Raw genomic sequence first — 17969 nt, 5'->3', positions numbered from 1 at the left:
ACAGCCTCCCCGATCCGTTGTGAACGGTGGAACCGTAGCGGCTGGGTACGACAAAACCTCGTCTTGAAGTACGCGGTCCGATCTGACAATCTATGAGCGTCTATGTTAACGCTCACATCCCCGTACCGCCGGAAAAGATTGGTGATTCTGATGTCCCTGACCCGACGTGCGTTCACCGCCGGCACGCTGGCCGCCGCGGCCGGCATGTTCTCGCTGCCACGCGCCGCGCTCGCGGCCAACACCGCGTACCTGATGGCGTATTTCACCGAGTCGCCGCAGATGCAGGGCGCGAACTACGGGCTGCACCTGGCCGTGAGCCAGGACGGCTGGAACTGGACCCCGCTCAACCAGAACAACCCGGTCGTCACCCCCACCGCCGGGACGCTCGGCCTGCGCGACCCCTTCGTGCTGCGCAAACAGGACGGCACGTTCGTCGTGCTGGCCACCGATCTCAACGGCACGAACTTCGGCCTGAACAACCAGTACCTGCACGTCTGGGACTCGACCAACCTGACCGCGTTCACCGGCTACCGGCGCATCCAGATGCACACCCTGGCGACCCACACCTGGGCGCCGACCGCGTTCTGGGACGCGTCGCGCGGCCAATACGGCATCGTCTACTCCGCCGTCAACGGTGGCCGCGACCTGTTCCAGGTCAACTACACCTCGGACTTCCGCGCCGTCAGCGCGCCCCAGATCTTCTTCAACCCCGGCTTCGGCGTGCTCGACGGCGACATCGTGGTCGACGGCGCCACGACCTATCTGTATTACAAGAACCTCAACGACGGTTACCTGTACGGCGCGCGCTCCTCTTCCGGGGCTCCGAACAGCTTCAGCACGTACACGGGCGGGTTGCGGCAAGGCACTGCGATCGAGGCGCCGCTGCTGCTGAAGGCCAACGACGGCGGCTGGCGGCTGTGGGGCGACTCGTTCGGGCCGGTCAACAACGACTACTACGCCTGGTCCACGAGCAACGTCGGTGGCGGGTCGTGGTCGGTGATGAACCAGCGGGACTACACGCCGCCGCTGAACGCCAAGCACGGCTCGATCATCGGAATCAGCGCCACGGAGTACGCCGGTGCGATCTCCCGCTGGGGCACGCCGGCGTGGGTGCGGCTCAAGTCGTCGAACTTCCCCGACCGGTACGTGCGGCACGCCAACCGGATCGGCCGGATCGACGCGTACCCGTTCGACCCGTACCAGGACCAGCTGTGGCGCATGGTCGCCGGCCTCGCCGACTCGGCCGGAGTGTCGTTCGAGTCGGTCAACTACCCCGGCTCGTACCTGCGGCACTACAACTACGCGATCCGCCTCGACCCGAACGACAACACCGCGACCTTCCGCGCCGACGCCACCTTCTACCGCACCGCCGGCCTGGCTGACTCCGCCTGGTCGTCGTTCCGGTCCTACAACGTCCCGACCCGCTACCTACGGCACTACGACTACCTGCTGCGGATCGACCCGATCAGCACCGCGACCGAGCGGCAGGACGCGACGTTCCGGGTCACTTCCTGACGGTGAAGGGCTTGGACTCGGCGACGGAGCGCAGGCCGTCGTCAGGCAGCAGGCGCACCACGTACCGGCCGGGCGGCAGCGGCCAGTCACCGATGCCGTCCGGGCCGATACTCAGGCGCCCTTCGATCAAGCTGCCCGTGTACGCGTACGCGAGGTATGCATCGTTGCCGTCTCCTGCACGGAACACCGAGATCCAGTCGAGTCCCATGCCCGGCGCGTTGCTGAAGTCGACCGCGATCTTCTCGCCTGTGCGGTAGCTGGTCTTCGTCGTCGCCACGCGCACGGGCTCGTCGCGGGGATAGAGCCAGACCGGTGCGCCGTTGACCGTGTAGCGGCCGCGTTTCAGGTCGCGCGTGGCGAATCGCACGGTGCCGTCCTGGCGCGGCGTCGCCTGCCGGGCGATCAGGCGGCCGGCGTCGTCGCGCAAGGTCACCGCGTCGGTGCCGTGGTAGTCGACCACGATCGGGTCGCCGAGGTCGACGTTGCGCTCTCGCGGAGCGGCCAGCACCGGCGGCACGGCGGGTGTGACGTCCACTGTGGAGACGACACCCCGATGATCGGTCGGGTACGGGTCCACGTCCCGCTCGCCGACCACCCGGCTCGCGACGGTGTGCCCGGGCCCGGCGCGCAGCACCCAGTCGATCCGGTCGTACACCTCGTGCGGGTCGGATTCCGGGCCGCCCGGCGTCCAGGTGAAGCCGGGGTCCTTGACCGGGTTCGGGTGCGCCTCGCGGAAGGTGTCCTTCAGGCCGGCGTCCGCGAGCGCGTGGCTGGCCGGCCAGTCGACGGCGAACGGCACGTCGTCGCGGGCGTCGTCCACGGCCTGGGTCCAGTCGAGGTGCGAGGGGCTGTTGAAGTCGCCGGTGAGGAAGACCGGGATGCCCTGCCTGGCCAACTTCGGCAGCGGCTTGACGGCGCTCTTGGCGGCGGCGAGGCGGGTGTCGCGTTCGAGCTTCAGGACGTCGCTCCTGGTGCCGCCGTCGCGTACCAGGTAGGGCCCGTAAGGATCCGACGGCAGGTGCATGTTGGCGACCGCGACCACCCGGCCGGGCGCGACCTCGACGAAGACGTACAGGCCGTCGCTGTCCGGCGGATCGATGATCGGGAAGCGGGACATGACGTGGGCGCGGTCGCTCGAGTACCAGCCGAGCAGGCGTGCGATCCGCGAGGTGTTGCGCTCGGGCTCCTGGATGCCGACGATGTCCGCGCCGGCAGCCTGGATGACCCGCTTGACCTCGGTCAGCGTCTCCGTGCAGGCGTCGGGCTCGGCGCAGAAGTCGCCGGTGGCCAGGTCGAGCTCGTCGCCGCCGTAGAAGACGTTGAGCGTCATCACCTTGATCCGGCTCGGGTGGCCGCCGGCCTGCGCCGGCTGGGCGACGCCCACTGTTCCAAGCGCAAGGGCCGCCAGTGCGCCCGCCAAGATCCGCCGTGCTCGCATGGTCGCCACGCTAGGCGGCGCGCGGCAGCCATCCATCGACGTGCGCCCCAACGCCGGCCGAACCGTGCCCTAACGTCTGGCGCGGCGCCTACGTTCGGCGCCACCATGATTGGGTCGGGTCGATCCACGTCTGGTCGACCGGTCCCAACCCGGAGATCGCGATGACCGCCGGTTGACTGGCGTCGGCGAGGACGCCGTCGTAGTGGGGTGTTCCGGCGACTCGGCGGACGAAGCCGCCGGCGGGCACGGGGACCGCGCTCCCAGGGTCGAAGTCGTCGCCGCTGTTGCACCACCAGGTGCCTGAGACGACCACGCAGAGTCGGTCGGTGCGGTACATGTGGGGGCGCTCATGTATCCCGGGTACCACCTCATGAGTACGAGGTATGGACCGGTTTCCTTCTCCCCTCCCGCGAGCGTCGCCATCTCCACCGACCTGTCGGGAGCGTCCTTGGATGTCTGCCAGGCGACGTTCTCGGGGAGGGTGATCATTGTCTGAGCGGGATTCAGTGCGCTCACGGCTCGGCCTCCTCCCCAACGTAAGGCACTCGCTGCAGCCGACGTTATCGAGGTGCGCTGCGGGAGTTCGCTGAATCGGCGACATCAGGTGCGGCCTGGCCGTTACCATTTTTGCTTTAAACGTGTCCGGTTCGTGGGCGGTGCGCCGGACGGCACGCCGCATCGGCCGGTCGTCCGAATCTTCACGACGACCCTCTGGGGAGTGTCGCGTCCACGCGATAGCGAGGGAGCTGATCTCCCAAGATGGGCGACAACCACGTCAAGACCACTGTCCACAATGTCACGTACGATCTGCTCAGGTCGCTCGGCCTGACAACGGTTTTCGGCAACCCAGGGTCCACCGAGCAGACTTTCCTGAGCGACTTCCCGGACGACTTCACCTACGTGCTGGCGCTCCAGGAGGCGTCGGCGATCGGGATCGCTGACGGGTTCGCCCAGTCGACCGGGCGACCGGCCCTGGTCAACCTGCATTCGGTCGCCGGGCTCGGCAACAGCATGGGCAACATGGTGGCCGCGAACAAGGGCCACACTCCCCTGATCGTCACGAGTGGGCAGCAACACCGCGAGATGGTGATCGGCGATCCGTACCTCAGCAATCCGGACGCCACCAACATGCCGCGCCCGTGGGTGAAGTGGTCGTACGAGCCGGCCCGCGCCGAGGACGTGCCCGAGGCGTTCATGCGCGCCTACGCGATGGCGCTGCAACCGCCGGCTGGGCCGGTCTACCTCTCCATCCCGCTCGACGACTGGGACCGCCCGCTGGAGGGCCCGGCCATCCGTCGCTCGGTCAGCAGCACCTTCGCACCCGATCCGGCGCGGCTGCGGCACTTCGCCGACCGGATCAGCGCGAGCCAGCACCCGGCACTGATCATCGGCCCGGACGTGGACCGCGCACACGGCTGGCAGGCCGCGGTGGCGTTGGCGGAGAAGCTGAACGCCGCCGTTTTCAGTGCACCGCTCTCCGACCGCGGCTCGTTCCCCGAGGACCACAGGCTCTATCAAGGGCCGGTCGGAATGTCGTACGCGGAGATCAGCGGCCGCCTTGCCGGCCATGACCTGGTCGTGGTCGTCGGGGCCGAGGTGTTCCGGTACTACCCGTTCGTGGCGGGCGACATCCTGCCGCACGGCACGGATCTCCTGCAGATCACGCACGACCCGATGCAGGCGGGCGCGGCGCGGGTCGGTGACAGCCTGCTGGGCGACGCCCGGATGACGATGGAGTCGCTCACCGAGCTCGTGGCGGACGGAAGTGACCGCACGCCACCGGCCACGCTGTCATGGCCGCACAAGCTGCCCGCGAAGGAGAGCAGCCCGCTGACCCCGGACGAGGTGTACGCGGCACTGAGCCGTTTGCGGCCGCCGCACGCCGTCATCCTCAACGAGTCCACCTCGACGATGGCCCAACACGCGGAGTGGCTGCCGACCATCGAGCCGGAGTCGTACTACGGCACGCCCAGCGGCGGCATCGGCTGGGGCCTGCCGGCCACGGTCGGCGTCGCCCTGGGGCTGCGCGACAGCGGCGACGACCGTCCCGTGATCGGGCTGATCGGAGACGGCTCTTTCCACTACTCCATCCAGAGCCTGTGGACCGCCGCCCAGCACAACCTGCCGATCGTGTTCGTCGCCATGCGCAACGGCGAGTACTCGATTCTCAAGTCGTTCGCCGAGCTGGAACACACGCCCGGCGTGCCGGGAATGGACCTGCCAGACCTGGACATCGCCGCCGAGGCCCACGGTCTGGGATGCGGGGCCGCCGAGGTCGAGACGATCGCCGAACTCGAGCAGGAGTTCCGGACGGCGCTGGCCGCGGACGGTCCCACGGTCATCGTGGTGCGGACCCAGCCGCAGAAGACGACTCTCTGAGCCTTAGCCCGGAGGCCGGTCCGCTCCGGCCTCCGGGCACCGACCGGTCCAGTGATCCGGAGACGACGAATGCCCATCTACACCTGCACAACCGCCGAGGGCACGCTGACGAACGACGCCAAGGCCTCGCTCGCGGCGGAGATCAGCAAGATTCACTCGGCCATCAACCACGTTCCACCGGACTACGTCAACGTGGTCTTCACCGAGCTACCCACCGACAACGTCTACGTAGGCTCGGAGCCGGGAACACCGGTCCTGATCAGCGGGTGGGCACGACGTGGACATCCCCAGCCAGACGTGACCCGGCTGGCGTTGGAGGTGTCCAAGGCGGCGGCGACGATCACCCACAAGAGCGAGAAACAAGTGCTGGTTGTCATCGACGACAGCCCGGCCCGGTCAGCGGTCGAGCATGGCAGCGTGCTGCCGGAGCCGGGCGACGAAGCCAACTGGCAACGGCGGCAACACCCGGCATAAGAGGTACAGCCCGCAGCGAGCTAGCTGACGGTGTCGTCGTCACCCGCGGCGGCGGGCTGCCGCGCCGCCTCGCGGTCGGGGGTCGGCCGGCGGGCCGACGAGCCGTCGATCGGACCCGCAGCGAGGGCGGCAACACCCGTCCCTCCCCGCGGGTCCGACGACACCGCCATGTTCTTCCTGCTGCTCACCGACCCGCGGTGGCCGGCGTGGCCGGTGCTTCGTTCTCTGTCGGCGCCGCCCCGCCAGGCTCATCCGGCGCTGCCGATGGGACGCGCCCGTCTTGTTCCGCGGTGATGACCTTGCGTAGGGAGGCCGCCAATACGGCCGAGATCAGACAGCCCGCGACGGTCAGGCCGAGCCAGACCGAGCTGTGACCGCCGCCGATCAGCGGGGCCGCGGTGATCGGGCCGACGATGCCGCTGATGCCCCAGACCATCGCGCCGAGGGCGTTGAAGCGGCCGCGTAGTTCGTCGGTCGCCAGCGAGTTGAGCAGCGTCGGGCTGATTGGGGACAGCAGCGTCTCGCCGAAGGCGAAGACCGCCGCGCACGCGATGACCGCCACGATCGCGATCGCCGTGTTGCGATTGTCTGTCACGCCCGCCACGGCGAGGATCAGCCACGAGGCGGCCATGATGACCCCGACCACGGACAGCAGGCGGGTGCGGCTGCGGCCCTGGATCAGGCGCACGACGAACAGTTGGGCCAGGACGATGACCAGGGTGTTGGCCGTGAAGGCGTAGGCGACGACCTGCGGGGTCACCTGGGCCACGTTGACCGAGAAGGCAGTGAAACCGACTTCGAGCTGGGCGTAGCCGCTGATCGTGAGCACGATGCTGAACAGCAGCAGCCGGCGGAAGCCGCGATGCGCGAAGACCTCTCGGTAGCCGGGCTGGCGCTGTCGCGTCGGCGCGGCGCCGCTGCCGTCGGGGGCTAGTCGGCGGCCGACGCCGGGCATGGTCAACAGGTTGACGAACGGGACCAGGTAGAGCGACGCGTCGATCAGGTAGACAAGTTGGAACGTGCCGGGGCGGCTGGAGTCGACGATCGAGCCGGCGATCACCGTGCCCGCACCGATGCCCAGGTTGAGCAGGGCGAAGCTCAGGCCGAAGGTCTTCTGCCGCTCCAGGCCGTCGGTGACCGACGACAGGATCGTCGTGTTGGCCGCCCAGATCACGCCGCCGCCCGCGCCGACCAGGGTGACCGACGCGAGAGCCTGCCATGCGGTGTGCGCGAAGCCGACGCTGCCCACGCCGACCGCCTCGACCAGGAGCATGGGAAGCACGACGCGGCGCGCGCCGTAGCGGTCGACCGCCCAGCCGCCGAGTGCCCCGATGGCCAGCGCGCACACCGCCATCCAGCCGATGACCAGGCCCGCGGTGCCGGACGGCAGGTGGCGCACGTCGGTCAGGTAGATGTACATGAACGGCAGCGTCAAGCCCCGCCCGGTGGCGGAGAAGAAGGTGGCGGCCAGCAACCGCCGGGCCTCGGGTCGTTGGGGCAGGACGTCGCGGAACATGGGGTCATCTTGACGAGGGGGTACGACATTTCGCGACCGAGTTATCCGCCACCAGCGACAAACGCCGGGCGAGCTGAGTCCGCCGCCGGCGCCGTAGCAGACGCCGCGGGGGCGAGGTCGCTCGTCAGCTCCATCGGCGTCGCCGCAGACGCAGCCCCAGGTAACCAGGGGCGCCAGCCCCGTCGGCGTCGTCGTCCTACCACCGGGTGGCGGGGCAAAGCTGGGGTCGATGTCAGTTCAGCGGCGACCGGTAGAGGACCTCGACGAAGACGATCTCGTCGTCGACCACGTCGAGGATGAGGTAGCCCGGCCACGGTGCGGGAAGTTCCAGGTTGCGGTGGCCTGCGCTGTACGGGCCGGTGGGTTTCGGGGCCGTGTGGAAGCTCCGGCAGAAGTCGTCACCGCAGCCGCATTCCTCGACCACGCGCAGTCGGTCGACCTGGTCTTTCAGCCCAGGCTCGTCGAGGGCGGCGGCGAGCTCCGCCGCGAACGTGGGCCAGGTCGCGCGTAGCAGCGGCGGTGGTGCGGGCACGGAGCTGAGGCTACGACACGAACCGCCACCGACCGCGGCAGCACGGTAAAGGCGCCGCCGCCGTTGTAGCGGGCCGTCTTGACCTACGACACGAACACCGCCACCGACCGCGGCGGCACCGTGAAGGCGCCGCCGCCGTTGTAGCGGGCCGTTTTGACCACCGCATCGCTTCCGTTTGCTTGCACCGGGTGCAGCGCGTAGGAGCGGCCCGCGACGCCCGTGACCGTCTGCGTCGTGGCCGTCGGGGACGCGTTGAAGACCACTACCAGCCGCTCCCAGCGGCGGTCGATGTCCTTTCCGGTCGTGTCGTCCAGGACCATGACGATCACGCCCGGGGTCTGGGATGGGCCGCCTAGCGGGAAGGTCACCCGTCGCTGGATCTCGGTGGCCGACGGTAGTGCGAACAGGGGTGACGAACCCGCGATCCGTAGGAAGTCGGCGGATCCCGTGGCGGCCGCGGCGATATCAGCAGGCATTGGTTTCAGGGCCGGGTCTGACAGCAGCGGGCGCATGTAGGGCCACTTGGCCTCGTTGTCGCCGCGTGGGGGTAGGCCCGAGCCCCACGTCGACGACGAGCCCGACCAGTCGATGCGGTTGAACCAGTCGCCTGAGTCGTAAGAGTTACGGTCCAGGGACTTCGAGCGCAGCAGGTCGGTGCCCGCGTGCCAGAAGCCGACTCCCTGCGACAGGGTGGTCGTGGCCAGCGACAGCGTGTTCATCCTGACCCGGTCGGCCATCGGCAGGGACTGGGGCAGCTTGTACTGCAGGTTGTCGAAGAGCGTCTCGTTGTCGTGGGCGTCCACATAGGTCACTGTGTCGGCCGGTGACGCCGCATAGCCCGCCGGTTGGCCGTTGTAGTCGACCTCAGCGCCCGTGATCACCGCGCCGGTGCGAGACTCGAAGCGGTAGGAGCGGAGGTTGCCGGCCAGGCCCACCTTGATCTGGTCCTGGGAAAGCAACAAACGCGAGAGCTGCGCGTCAGCGCTGCCGTTGACCGGGTCGCCGTTGGGGTCCGTGAACAGGCCCGAGCCGAAGCCCTGCAACCGCGGGTTTTCGTCGAAAGGCCCACCGCCGCGGACCGCGTCCCGCAAACGGTCCGAGAACGTGGCGATGCCTGTGCCGGCCATGTTGGCCTGGGTCGCCTGCACGAAGCGGGCGTCGTTGGCCACCTCGCCGAAGTTCCAGCCCTCGCCGTAGAGCAGGATCGACCGGCCGTCGACGCCGTCTCGGGCCAGCGACAGGCGGTCCAGGGCGTGGCGAACCGCGAGCATGTTGGCCTTGGAGTGGTGGCCCATCAGGTCGAAGCGGAAGCCGTCGACCTTGTAGTCGCGGGCCCAGGTGACCAGCGAGTCGACCATCAGCTTTTCCATCATCCGGTGCTCGGTCGCCGTGTTGGCGCAGCAGGTCGACGTCTCCTGCTGACCGGTGAGGGTGAGTCGCTGGTAGTAGCCCGGCACGATCCGGTCCAGCACCGACTTGGGCGCCTGGCCGGACGCGGTGGTGTGGTTGTAGACCACGTCCATCACGACCCGCAGCCCGGCGCCGTTGATGCCGGCGACCATCGAACGGAACTCGCGGGTACGCGCTGCGCCGGCCGGGTCGACCGCGTAGGAGCCCTCGGGCGTCGTGTAGTGCCACGGGTCATAGCCCCAGTTGAACCCGTCGGTCGGCCGCACCGGCTCGACGCACTCCTGTTGCTGCTCGGACGAAGACGGCAGCGCGGCCAGATCACAACCCGGCACCTGCTGGGAGGAACGCGGCTCCGGCACCGTCGCGAAGTCGAACACCGGCAGCAGGTGCAGATAGCTCACCCCGGCCGAGGACAGCGACCGCAGATGCCGCATCCCCGCACTGGACCGGTCGGTGAACGCCGCATAGGTGCCCCGGTGGGCGGCGGGCACCGTCGAGTCGCCGATGGAGAAGTCCCGCACGTGCAACTCGTAGACCTGCGGCGCGGCAAGAGCGGGCTTGCGCAGGCGGCTCCAGCCCGCAGGCGTCAACGACGGGTCGGACAGCGACGCCAGCACTGACCGGGTCGAGTCGGCGGTCAGCGCCACCGAGTACGGATCGGTCACCTCGTTGGTCTCGACGCGCCCGGTCGTCGGGGCGAACACCCGCACCGAGTAGAGGTAGGACAACCCACTCCAGGAGCGGGAACCCGCAACGGACCACACCCCGTCACGGTCCCGCCGCATCGGAACAGGCGCCGCGACACCATCGACCAGCAGGGAGACCGACTGCGCCGTCGGCGCCCACAACGCGAACGACGGCACCCCGCGCGCCGACCACGACACCCCAAGAGTCCGCCGCGCCGCGCCGGCGTAGAGATCGTCGAGCACGCCGGGAATCTGCACTCCGGTCGCGTCGACCAAGGCCCCGGCAGCGTCGAACCCGGCAACGGCGAGCTGCCCGGTCAGGACCGTGGAGGCCGGCACCGAGGACGGGACCGTCAGCGCGTGCATGGATGCCAGGTGGGGAAAGTCCCGCCGTACGCCATCAGGCAACCCCGCCGCGCGTATCCCCAATGGATAAGCGGAACCACCGACCACCGCGCCGTCGACCACGGACATCCCGCCCGACCGCGCGGCGTAGAGCGCGAAGCGCACCGCCGAAGCCGGCGGCTGCCAGGCGATCAGCCCCCGCGAAACCCAGTGCGCCGCAGACTCGGCGCCCAGAGCGCGAGGCGCGTCGTCGACGATCCGGTGCGTCGCGTGGTCATAGGTGAAGGTGAGCAGGCCACCCGGCGCGGTCAGCGGAATGTTTGCCCCACCAGGTGCCCCACCGGCGCCGTAGTTCTCGTCCCACGAGCCGTTCAAAGCAACTTTGTATTCGAACGCGCCCGCGGGCACCACAAAAGAGGCACGGAACAGCCCCGGCGACCCGGCGACCGGAGCCAGCCCGGACTGCGCACACTCCGGCTGCCAGTCGCCGGGACAGCCCAACTCGGACTGGAGCGACCCGACCAGCGTCACCTGCGTCGGCAGCGGCGTGTGATCAGCGAAGGCCGGGGCGCCGCCCAAAGACGCCACCAAACCGAACACAGCGACAACCGCGACCCGCCAGCGTGGACGCATCGGACCCTCCCCAAGAAGCATCGAAGCTCCTCGCATTGGAGTCGTCCGGCGACGCTGCGTCAACCCACTACCGGCGAGTCGCGCGAAACCGCCTCACATATTGATCATGTGCCCCGCGAGACCGTGGATGGCCTCCTTGACCGCCTCGCTCAGGGTCGGGTGCGAGTGCACGTTGCGCCCCACCTCGTGCACGCTCAGATCCCACTGCTGGGCCAACGTCAGCTCCGGCAGCAACTCGGTCACCTCAGGCCCGATCAGATGGGCACCCAGCAGCTCGCCGTATTTCGAATCCGAGAGGATCTTGACGAACCCGACCGTGTCACCGAGCCCGTTCGACTTGCCGTTGGCGGTGAAGGGGAACTTCGCGACCTGCACGTCGTACCCCGCTGCCAGGGCCTGCGCCTCCGTGTAGCCGAAGCTGGCCACCTGCGGCTGGCAGAACGTCGCCCGCGGGATCATCACGAAGTCGAGCTCCATGGTCTCCGCGTTCGCGATCGTCTCGGCGGCGATGACGCCCATGCTCTCGGCGGCGTGCGCGAGCATCAGCTTGGCGGTCACGTCACCGATGGCATAGATGCCGGACACGTTGGTACGCCCACGCCCGTCGACCGCGATCGCCCCACGATCGGTGAGCGACACACCGGTGCTCTCCAGCCCGTACCCGGTGACATTGGGCTGGAAGCCGATCGCCTGAAGCAGCTTGTCGGCCTCGATGACGCGGCTCTGCCCCTCGGTGTTCGACACGGTCACCTGCACACCGGACTCGGACTCGGACACCGACTCGACCTTGGTCGACACCAGCACCTCGACGCCGAGGCGCTTGTAGCGCTTGAGCAGCTCCGCCGAGACCTCCTCGTCCTCCAGCGGCAGCATCCGGTCGAGGAACTCGACGATCGTGACCTTGACGCCGTAGTTGTGCAGCACGTACGCGAACTCGACCCCGATCGCACCGGCGCCCGCGATCACGATCGACGACGGCAGCTCAGAGCTCAGGATCTGCTCCTCGTACGTGACGACCCGGTCGGACAGCGAGGTGCCGGGGATCAGTCGGGTCGAGGCGCCGGTCGCGATGATGCAGTTGTCGAACGTCACGGTCTGGTCGCCGATGGCCAGCGTGTGGGCGTCGACGAACGTGCCCCGCCCGTTGATCTCGGTGATGCCGTTCTTCTTCATCAGGTAGTGCACGCCGCGCACCCGCCCGTCGGCGACCTTGCGGCTGCGCGTGAACGCGGCGCCGTAGTCGAAGGTCACCTCACCTGTCACGTTGATGCCGAACGTCTTGCGCTCGTTCGTGAAGATGTGGTTGAGCTCCGCGTTGCGCAGCAGCGCCTTCGAGGGGATGCAGCCCACGTTGAGACACACGCCGCCCCAGTAGCGCTCCTCGACGACCGCGGTCCGCAGGCCGAGTTGGGCGCCACGGACCGCGGCGGTGTAGCCGCCCGGGCCCGCGCCGAGAACGACGAGATCGAAATGCTCAGTCATACCCGCAAGCCTAGGACTCCCGAAGTGTCGGTGCCCGCGACTAGCATCCGCCGCATGCGTATCGGTGTGATCGGGTGCGGCAAGATCAGCGGGATTTACTTCCAAAACCTGCCCCAACTGCCCCAGACCGAGGTTGTACGCTGCGCGGACCTCGACGTCGGGCGGGCCAAGGAGGCTGCGGCCCAGCACGGCATCCCGTCCGCCGGCAGCGTCGACGACCTCCTGGTCGACGACTCGGTCGACCTTGTGGTCAACCTCACCATCCCGGCGGCCCACGTGGCGGTCGGCCTGGCCGCCGTCCGGGCGGGCAAGCACGTCTACGCCGAGAAGCCGCTGGCCCTCACCACCGATGACGGCCGCGAGCTGCTGGTCGAGGCGGCCCAGCACAACGTGCGGGTCGGCAGCGCGCCCGACACCTTCCTAGGGGCCGGCCTACAGACCGCCCGCGCCCTGCTCGACGAGGGCGCCATCGGCACCCCACGCGCCGGCGCGGTGCACATGCTCTCCCCCGGCCACGAGCACTGGCACCCCGAGCCCGACTTCTACTACCAGCGCGGCGGCGGGCCGCTGTTCGACATGGGTCCCTACTACCTGACCGCGCTGGTCAACCTGCTCGGCCCGGTGGCCGCCGCCAGCGCCGTGGCCACCTCCGGCTCGCCGACCCGGCGCACCCCGCAGGGCCGGGAGATCCCGGTCGAGGTGCCGACGCACGTCAGCGCGGTGCTCGAGTTCGAGGGCGGCGCGACCGTCACCGCCGTGTTCAGCTTCGACGTGCCCGCCTCGACCGTCCCGCACGGCATCGAGCTCTACGGCAGCGACGGCACGCTGGTCGTGCACGACCCCAACAACTTCGGCGGGCCGGTGCTGTCCCGCGGCAAGGGCGACACCGAGTGGCGGGAGGAGCCGCTACGCACGCCCTGGTCGGAAAACTCCCGAGGCCTCGGTGTCGCCGAGATGGTCGCGGCCATCGAGGCCGGCCGCGACCACCGGGCGTCCGCGACGCTGGCCCTGCACGTGCTCGACACGATGGAGACCATCCACGCCGCCGCCGAGCGCGGCGAACGACTACCGGTGCGCACGACCTGCGTGCGCCCGGAGCCGTTCGACACGTTCTAGCGGAGTGGCGAGCTCGCTCATGCCGGTCCGAGGTGCGGACCGGCGCCTGGTCGGCGCCCGTCCCAGCCCGGCGACGGTCAGGACGCGGCCCTAACGGAGTTCCTCGGCGCGGGCCACCAGTTCGGCGAGCTCGCCCACCGCCGGGTCGGCCGCGCGGTCGGCGGCCCGGTCGGCGATCCGGCGCAGGTCCGTGATCGGGATCGACTGCTCGCCGCCGCGCAGGGTCTCGGCTAGATAGGCGGCCACGTAGTCGACGGTCAGCCGGGGCGCCGCCTCCTCGAAGCCGCGGTCGAGGTCGGCCACGGTGACGCGGTGGGACGCCTCGGCCGGGCTGCGGTTGCCCGGGTCGAGCCAGCGCACCCGGACGGTGGCCACCTCGGCGCCGAGGTCCTCGGCGGTCAGGCGCACCTCGTAGAGCGCGGTCACGCTGTGCCCGGGACCGACCTCGCCGCCGTCGACCTTGTCGTTGCGGAAGTCCTCGTCGGCCACCGCGCGGTTCTCGTAGCCGATCAGCCGGTAGTCCTTGACCGCCCGGGAGTCGAAGGTCACCTGGACCTTGGCGTCGAGCGCGCGCACCTCCAGGGTCGCCGGCAGCCGGTTGACGAAGACGTCGCGGGCCTGCTCCGGCTCGCTGACGTAGACGGCGAACCCGTCGCCGCCGTCGGCGAGGCGCTCCATCAGCGCGTCGCCGTAGTCGCTGCCGACACCCACACCGAGCAGCGCGATCTCCTTGGCGGCCTCCTCGCGGACCCGGCGCAGAATCGAGTCGGCCTCGGTGTCGCCGGAGTTGGCCAGCCCGTCGGAGAGCACGATCACCCGGTTGGAAGTGCCTTCCCGGAACCCGTCACGGGCGACCCGGTAGCCGAGCTTGAGCCCGGCGCCGAGGTTGGTGCTCCCGTCGGGGCGCAGGCGGTCGATCGCCTTGCGCAGGTCGGCCTTCTCCGACACCCGGGTCATCTCGCGCAGGACCTTCGCCTTGTCGCTGAACGAGACGATGGCCACCGAGTCGGTGGGGCGGAGCTGGTCGACCAGCGTGTGCAGGGCGTCGCGGACCAGGTCGAGCCGGCCGGGCTCGGCCATCGAGCCGGAGACGTCGACGACGAAGGTCAGCGAGGCGTCCGGGCGGCGGAACTCGGACTCCGAGCGGGTCTGCAGCCCGACCCGCATGATGCGCACGTCGCCCTCGGCGCGGTGGGCCGCGGGCGGACGGGTGCCGTCGGCGAAGACCGCGAAGCCGTCACCGCGGGGCTCCGGGTAGTCCTGGTCGAACGAGTTGACGAACTCCTCCGGCCGGACCATCGTCGGGTCGGGCAGGTTGCCGTCCTGGATCACCCGCCGGGCATAGCCGTAGGAGGCGGTGTCGACGTCCACCGCGAACGTCGACTGTGGATCGTCGAGTGGATTGCGGTCGCCGCTCCCGTCCTCCTCCTGCGAGTAGTTCGGTGCCGAGGCCTCGCGGCCGGTCGAGCTGCCACCCAGGTCACCGCCGCAGCCGGTCAACGCCAGCAGGGCCACCACTGGCACCGCCGCGAGGCGTACCATCGTGCGCTTCATCTGTTCCTCCCCGCTCGTCATGTCCTCTTCATTGGACAGACGTCGTCGGCCCAGCGCTCCCGTCGTGGCCGAGCCGTTGCCGAAGCGCGACAACCGTGATCGCAGCGTGTCCTTCCGTAACCTCCGCGAGTCGCCACCGAGACCGATACGCGTCCGCGCCGAGACCATTGCCCGGCATTGGTACCGTGCGGCGCGTGAGGCGAACCGCATCGATACTCGTCGCCGCCGGCTGAGCCGGCCCACCCCTAGCCAGACCAAGTGCCCCGAGGACGGCCGGCACATCTCGTTCACGGTCGGTCCGCTGCTGTCGTCCTCGACCAGCGACTACACCTTCGTCTGCGCGGAACGCCTCTAGCCGGTGTGAGATCCGCCCCGTCCGGGATGCGTCGGGCGGCATGCGGCGTTGTCGTGATCGTGCGGGATGTCGACGTCGTGGTGATCGGGGCCGGGCAGGCGGGGCTTTCCGCCGCCTACCACCTGCGGGGCTCGGGGCTGAGCAGTGTCGTGCTGGACGCCAACCCGGGTCCCGGCGGCGCGTGGCAGCACCGCTGGCCGAGCCTGCGGATGGCGACCGTGCACGGGATCTTCGACCTGCCCGGGATGCGTTTCGACCCGCCGGCGCCGGACGAGCGTGCCGCCGACGCGGTGCCCGCCTACTTCGCCGCCTTCGAGCGGCGGTTCTCGCTCGACGTGCGGCGGCCGGTCAAGGTCTCCGCGGTCCGCCCCGGCGACGACGGACGGCTGCTGGTCGAGTCCGATCACGGCGTCTGGCGTACGCGGGCGCTGGTCAACGCCACCGGCACCTGGACCCGGCCGTTCTGGCCCGTCTACCCGGGCCAGGAGACGTTCGGCGGCCGGCAGCTACACACCGCCGACTACCCCGGCCCGGACGCGTTCGCCGGCCAGCGCGTCGTGATCGTCGGCGGCGGCACGTCGGCCGTGCAGACCTTGCTGGAGGTCGCCGAGGTCGCCGCGGACACCACCTGGGTCACCCGCCGGCCGCCGGTGTTCCGCGAGGGACCCTTCGACCAGGAGTACGGCCGGGCCGTGATCGCCAAGGTCGAGGCCCGGGTCAAGGAGGGGCTGCCGCCGCGCAGCGTGGTCAGCGTCACCGACCTGCCCTGGACGCCGCAGTACGCGGCCGCCGCCGAGCGCGGGGTGCTGGTCCGCCGGCCGATGTTCGAGCGCATCGAACCCGACGGCGTGGTCTGGGCCGACGGCACCCGGCAGGCCGCCGACGTGATTCTGTGGGCCACCGGCTGGCGGGCGGCCCTGGACCACCTGGCGCCGCTGCGACTGCGCGGCGAGGGTGGCGGCGTCGTCATGGACGGGACCCGGGTGGTCGCCGATCCCCGGATCCATCTGGTCGGCTACGGGCCGTCGGCGAGCACGGTCGGGGCGAACCGCGCGGGGCGGGCGGCGGTACGCGAGTTGCGAGTGTTGCTGGCGGCGCCGGGCTCAGGCGACGCGGGCGTGGCCGGCGGTGCGGTGCAGGAACTCGGCGTTGCTGCCGGTCCGGGCTAGCTGCTCGAGCAGTTGCGGTAGGGCCTGCACGGTCTCCCGTCCGGCGAGCGCGCGGCGCAGCAGGTGGACGGCGGCCAGCTCGTCCGGGGGCATCAGCAGGTGCTCGTTGCGCGTACCCGACTGGTTGAGGTCGACGGCCGGGAAGATCCGCCCGTCGGCGCTGGCCCGGTCGAGGGTCAGCTCGGCGTTGCCGGTGCCCTTGAACTCCTCGTAGATCAGCGTGTCGCCGCGCGAGCCGGTGTCGATCAGCGCGCTCGCGATGATGGTCAGCGAGCCGCCACCGTCGATGGCCCGGGCCGCGCCGAGCAGCCGCTTGGGCGGGGCGAGAGCGGAGGCGCCGACACCGCCGGAGAGGGTACGGCTGTTGCCGCCGGCCGTGTTGTTGTAGGCGCGGCCGAGCCGGGTCAGCGAGTCCATCACGATGACGACGTCGCGGCCGAGCTCCACGAGCCGCTTGGCCCGCTCGATGGCGAGCTCGGCGACCGCGGTGTGGTCCTGGGCCGGCCGGTCGAACGGCGAGGCGATGACCTCGGCCTTGACGGAGCGCTGCAGGTCGGTGACCTCTTCGGGCCGCTCGTCGATCAGCAGCACCATCACGTGGCACTCGGGGTTGTTGCGCAGGACCGACTGGGCGACCGCCTTGAGCACGATGGTCTTACCGGCCTTGGGCGGCGACACGATCAGCGCCCGCTGCCCCTTGCCGATCGGCATGACGAGGTCGATCACCCGGGTGGTGAGCAGCCGCGGGTCGGTCTCCAGACGGAGCCGCTCGTGCGGGTGCACCGGAGTCAGGTCGTAGAAGTCAGGGCGCCGGCGGATCTGCTCCGGGTCGCGGCCGTTGATCGTGTCGACGGTCTCGACCGGGCGGGGGCGGTTGCCCTGCGGCTTGCTCTGCGACCTGTTCTGCGGCTGGCGGCCGCCGGCCTTCTTGGCCTGGCCCTCACCGGCGCGCAGGGTGCCGACGATCCGGTCGCCGGGGCGCAGGCCGAGCCGGCGGACCAGCGGCGGAGGGAGATAGGCGTCCTGCGGGCCGGGCGCGTAGCCCTGGGTCCGCAGGAAGTACTGGTCGCCGCGCTGGTCGACGATCCCGTCGACGGGATCCGCTCCAGCGGGCGTCTCTTGTGGAGCATTGGGGGTAGCGCGCACGCGCGTCTCCTCATGGGAAGTAGTCGTTCCCGGCGTGTTCTTTGGGCGCGCCGGGAGCGGTCGAGATGGATCGGGCGAACTGCCTCGATCACGAACGGCCTCCCGGGGGGCAGCAGGAAAGCTGCGCACATCCACGGGGGTGACCGGTAGACTTCGCGCTGCGACAACAGCGCGACGGCTGAGGACGGATCGTCTTCGCCTGGCTGAACGGTAGCGCGC

General features: G+C 69.9%; 14 protein-coding genes and 1 pseudogene. 6 read left to right on the top strand and 9 right to left on the bottom strand.

What is annotated here, in order from left to right; all coding sequences use genetic code 11:
* Nucleotides 1-150 precede the first annotated feature (150 nt).
* Nucleotides 151-1515, top strand: a complete 1365-nt coding sequence (locus BLV39_RS37385; RefSeq protein ID WP_090803119.1) for a glycoside hydrolase family 43 protein — start codon at nt 151-153, stop codon at nt 1513-1515.
* Here BLV39_RS37385 and BLV39_RS37380 read toward each other — a convergent pair.
* A complete protein-coding gene (locus BLV39_RS37380) occupies nt 1505-2953 on the bottom strand; it encodes an endonuclease/exonuclease/phosphatase family protein (protein ID WP_176985284.1) in 1449 nt (482 codons plus the stop codon). The two genes, BLV39_RS37385 and BLV39_RS37380, sit on opposite strands and share 11 nt — an antisense overlap.
* 88 nt (nt 2954-3041) lie before the next feature.
* The gene (locus tag BLV39_RS43805; RefSeq protein WP_204082959.1) at nt 3042-3290 is read right to left on the bottom strand and encodes a cupin domain-containing protein; all 249 of its coding nucleotides are present in this window, start codon (nt 3288-3290) and stop codon (nt 3042-3044) included.
* A 422-nt stretch (nt 3291-3712) separates the two neighbouring features.
* Here BLV39_RS43805 and mdlC point away from each other — a divergent pair, with 422 nt between their 5' ends.
* Nucleotides 3713-5332 carry a benzoylformate decarboxylase gene (gene mdlC, locus BLV39_RS37370; protein ID WP_090803114.1) on the top strand — a complete coding sequence of 540 codons (1620 nt, stop codon included), beginning with the start codon at nt 3713-3715 and terminating at the stop codon, nt 5330-5332.
* A gap of 69 nt (nt 5333-5401) precedes the next feature.
* On the top strand, nt 5402-5806 hold the full coding sequence (locus BLV39_RS37365; RefSeq protein ID WP_090803111.1) for a tautomerase family protein: 405 nt from the start codon (nt 5402-5404) through the stop codon (nt 5804-5806).
* 20 nt (nt 5807-5826) lie between these two features.
* Here the strand turns inward: BLV39_RS37365 and BLV39_RS43380 are convergent, their stop codons facing one another.
* The 5 genes from BLV39_RS43380 to lpdA all read right to left on the bottom strand — a co-directional run bounded on the left by BLV39_RS43380 (nt 5827) and on the right by lpdA (nt 12410).
* Entirely contained in the window at nt 5827-5994 is a 168-nt protein-coding gene (locus BLV39_RS43380) for a hypothetical protein (RefSeq protein ID WP_176985283.1), read from the bottom strand.
* A complete protein-coding gene (locus BLV39_RS37360; protein ID WP_090803109.1) occupies nt 5991-7322 on the bottom strand; it encodes an MFS transporter in 1332 nt (443 codons plus the stop codon). Before BLV39_RS37360 ends, BLV39_RS43380 begins: the two co-directional genes overlap by 4 nt.
* 232 nt (nt 7323-7554) lie before the next feature.
* Nucleotides 7555-7854 (bottom strand): hypothetical protein, encoded by a 300-nt coding sequence (locus tag BLV39_RS37355; RefSeq protein ID WP_204082958.1) that lies wholly within the window; start codon nt 7852-7854, stop codon nt 7555-7557.
* A gap of 83 nt (nt 7855-7937) precedes the next feature.
* Nucleotides 7938-10928: a pullulanase-type alpha-1,6-glucosidase gene (pulA, locus tag BLV39_RS37350; protein ID WP_204082957.1), complete on the bottom strand. Its 2991-nt coding sequence runs from the start codon at nt 10926-10928 to the stop codon at nt 7938-7940.
* Between the two features lie 93 nt (nt 10929-11021).
* On the bottom strand, nt 11022-12410 hold the full coding sequence (lpdA, locus tag BLV39_RS37345) for a dihydrolipoyl dehydrogenase (RefSeq protein WP_090803104.1): 1389 nt from the start codon (nt 12408-12410) through the stop codon (nt 11022-11024).
* Nucleotides 12411-12464: 54 nt separating this feature from the next.
* On the opposite strand from lpdA, the gene BLV39_RS37340 reads away from it, so the two are divergent.
* The gene (locus BLV39_RS37340) at nt 12465-13526 is read left to right on the top strand and encodes a Gfo/Idh/MocA family protein (protein ID WP_204082956.1); all 1062 of its coding nucleotides are present in this window, start codon (nt 12465-12467) and stop codon (nt 13524-13526) included.
* A gap of 90 nt (nt 13527-13616) precedes the next feature.
* Here BLV39_RS37340 and BLV39_RS37335 read toward each other — a convergent pair whose 3' ends face one another.
* Entirely contained in the window at nt 13617-15080 is a 1464-nt protein-coding gene (locus BLV39_RS37335) for a vWA domain-containing protein (protein WP_176985282.1), read from the bottom strand.
* A 64-nt stretch (nt 15081-15144) separates the two neighbouring features.
* Here BLV39_RS37335 and BLV39_RS43375 point away from each other — a divergent pair, with 64 nt between their 5' ends.
* Entirely contained in the window at nt 15145-15435 is a 291-nt protein-coding gene (locus BLV39_RS43375; protein ID WP_176985281.1) for a hypothetical protein, read from the top strand.
* Nucleotides 15436-15488: 53 nt separating this feature from the next.
* Nucleotides 15489-16604 (top strand): FAD-dependent oxidoreductase, encoded by a 1116-nt coding sequence (locus BLV39_RS37330; RefSeq protein WP_239084017.1) that lies wholly within the window; start codon nt 15489-15491, stop codon nt 16602-16604.
* Here the strand turns inward: BLV39_RS37330 and rho are convergent.
* A pseudogene (rho, locus tag BLV39_RS37325) lies at nt 16539-17702 on the bottom strand (transcription termination factor Rho); the annotation flags it as partial. The gene BLV39_RS37330 and the pseudogene rho sit on opposite strands and share 66 nt — an antisense overlap.
* Between the last annotated feature and the right edge of the window lie 267 nt (nt 17703-17969).

Source organism: Asanoa ishikariensis, from assembly GCF_900107455.1.
Classification (GTDB): domain Bacteria; phylum Actinomycetota; class Actinomycetes; order Mycobacteriales; family Micromonosporaceae; genus Asanoa; species Asanoa ishikariensis.
Note: the sequence above shows the minus strand (reverse complement) of the source record. Positions and strands in the feature narration are given on the sequence as shown.

Coding starts and splice junctions, on each gene's coding strand:
- BLV39_RS37340 (WP_204082956.1), top strand. CDS start 12,465: ATGCGTATCGGTGTGATCGGGTGCGGCAAGATCAGCGGGATTTACTTC.
- pulA (WP_204082957.1), bottom strand. CDS start 10,928: ATGCGTCCACGCTGGCGGGTCGCGGTTGTCGCTGTGTTCGGTTTGGTG.
- mdlC (WP_090803114.1), top strand. CDS start 3,713: ATGGGCGACAACCACGTCAAGACCACTGTCCACAATGTCACGTACGAT.
- BLV39_RS43805 (WP_204082959.1), bottom strand. CDS start 3,290: ATGTACCGCACCGACCGACTCTGCGTGGTCGTCTCAGGCACCTGGTGG.
- BLV39_RS37360 (WP_090803109.1), bottom strand. CDS start 7,322: ATGTTCCGCGACGTCCTGCCCCAACGACCCGAGGCCCGGCGGTTGCTG.
- lpdA (WP_090803104.1), bottom strand. CDS start 12,410: ATGACTGAGCATTTCGATCTCGTCGTTCTCGGCGCGGGCCCGGGCGGC.
- BLV39_RS37380 (WP_176985284.1), bottom strand. CDS start 2,953: ATGCGAGCACGGCGGATCTTGGCGGGCGCACTGGCGGCCCTTGCGCTT.
- BLV39_RS37385 (WP_090803119.1), top strand. CDS start 151: ATGTCCCTGACCCGACGTGCGTTCACCGCCGGCACGCTGGCCGCCGCG.
- BLV39_RS37365 (WP_090803111.1), top strand. CDS start 5,402: ATGCCCATCTACACCTGCACAACCGCCGAGGGCACGCTGACGAACGAC.
- BLV39_RS37335 (WP_176985282.1), bottom strand. CDS start 15,080: ATGAAGCGCACGATGGTACGCCTCGCGGCGGTGCCAGTGGTGGCCCTG.